The sequence below is a fragment of the Azonexus sp. genome (genome assembly GCF_036170495.1).
Taxonomy (GTDB): domain Bacteria; phylum Pseudomonadota; class Gammaproteobacteria; order Burkholderiales; family Rhodocyclaceae; genus Azonexus.
On sequence record NZ_JAVHPH010000022.1, the window covers coordinates 5,267 to 7,009 of the forward strand.

Consider the following 1,743-nt stretch of genomic DNA (forward strand, 5'->3'; position numbering starts at 1 on the left):
TCGTGGGCGACGCTGGATTCCTGCAGCGCGCGCAGAAAGCAGCGACCGATACGGCCATAACCGTTGATGGCAAGACGCAGAGGCATGACGTGTCGGTCGCGTTCCGTGAAGGCTTATTTCGGCGATTCGCCGGTAGCCTCGGGGTTGTACTCGATATAAACCAGATCGAGCGGGGCGTTGCCCTTGCAGATGCGGAAGGGGTACATCGAGACGGTGGCATTGAAATCAAGCTTGCCCAAGCCCTTGAAGTGGGCTTCGGCCCGGCCGCGATCGTCGCCGAAATAGAAGGGAATGTTCTGTTTGCCGGTGCACCAGCTTGATTCACTGGTCGGTTTGCCGACGATGGCGATGACTTCTTCGTATTTCATGCCGATCTTGAGTTTGCCGAATGGCGAGTCAGCCGGCGGATTGCCGACGATCACGGCTTCAGCGGCCTCTTCTTTGTTGCCCGGCTCCTCATCGGCCGCGAAGGCGGTCGTGGTCAAGAACAGCGCGGCGATGGCGGCCAGGAAGGTAATACGGTGCGTTTTGTGCATCTTGATTCCTCCGAAAGTCAAACGGTTGGGGGTGAAACAAAAGGGGCCTTGCGGCCCCTTTTTTGAAACAAACGGCTTACTTGGCGGCCATCCAGGCGCGGGCCGCGTCGAGCATGCGGCAGGAGTAACCCCACTCGTTGTCGTACCAGGCCAGAACCTTGACCAGCGTGCTGCCGTCTTCGCCCTGAATGACGCGGGTCTGCGTCGCATCGAAGGTGGAAGAAACGGTGGTGTGGTTGAAGTCGGAGGAGACCAGCGGGTCGTTGTTGACGTCCAGTACGCCCTTGAGCGGGCCGTTGGCGGCGGCGGTCATCAAGGCGTTGATTTCTTCCTTGGTGGTCGAGCGGCCGGCGGTGAAGGTCAGGTCGACCAGCGAAACGTTGATGGTCGGCACACGTAGGGCGAAACCATCGACTTTGCCCTTGAGTTGCGGCAGCACCAGACCGACGGCGGCGGCCGCGCCGGTCTTGGTCGGGATGATGTTGGCGGCAGCGGCGCGGGCGCGGCGCAGGTCCTTGTGACGGACGTCGACGGTGACCTGGTCGTTGGTGTAGGCGTGGATGGTGGTCATCAGGCCCTGCTTGATGCCGATGTTGTCGGACAGGATCTTGGCGACCGGAGCCAGGCAGTTGGTCGTGCACGAAGCGTTCGAGACGACGGTCATGTCGGCCTTCAGGATGCCATCATTGACGCCATAGACGATGGTTGCATCGACATCGTCGCCACCCGGGGCGGAGATCAGCACGCGCTTGGCGCCCTGTTCGAGCAGCGGCTGGGCCTTGGCCTTGGAGGTGTAGGCGCCGGTGCATTCGAGAACAATATCAACGCCGTGGTCGGCCCAGTTGATGTCCTTCGGGTTCTTGGTCGAGTAGAAGGCGATCTTCTTGCCATCAATGATGATGCAGTTTTCACCTTCGGTGTCGACGCTGGTGCGGAAACGGCCGTGCGTGGTGTCGTACTTGAGCAGGTGCGCGTTGGTCTTCAGGTCGCCGGCAGCGTTGATGGCGACGACGTCGAATTCATTTTGCAGACCCTGCTCGTAAATGGCGCGCAGCGTGCAGCGACCGATACGACCAAAACCGTTGATAGCAACCTTGATAGCCATGAAACTAACTCCCTCTCTTGAAAATCAGGACAACAGCGCCTTGGCCGTCTTGACGACGTTGGCGACGGTGAAACCGAACAGGTCGAACAGCTGGCCGGCCGG

General features: G+C 60.2%; 2 protein-coding genes. Both read right to left on the reverse strand.

Going from position 1 to position 1,743, the window contains the following annotated elements; translation table 11 throughout:
• Positions 1-113: 113 nt before the first annotated feature.
• Positions 114-536, reverse strand: a complete 423-nt coding sequence (locus ADADOO_RS01015; RefSeq protein WP_511274304.1) for a hypothetical protein — start codon at positions 534-536, stop codon at positions 114-116.
• Between the two features lie 76 nt (positions 537-612).
• Positions 613-1,641 (reverse strand): type I glyceraldehyde-3-phosphate dehydrogenase, encoded by a 1,029-nt coding sequence (gap, locus tag ADADOO_RS01020; RefSeq protein ID WP_511274305.1) that lies wholly within the window; start codon positions 1,639-1,641, stop codon positions 613-615.
• Between the last annotated feature and the right edge of the window lie 102 nt (positions 1,642-1,743).

Coding starts and splice junctions, on each gene's coding strand:
- ADADOO_RS01015 (WP_511274304.1), bottom strand. CDS start 536: ATGCACAAAACGCACCGTATTACCTTCCTGGCCGCCATCGCCGCGCTG.
- gap (WP_511274305.1), bottom strand. CDS start 1,641: ATGGCTATCAAGGTTGCTATCAACGGTTTTGGTCGTATCGGTCGCTGC.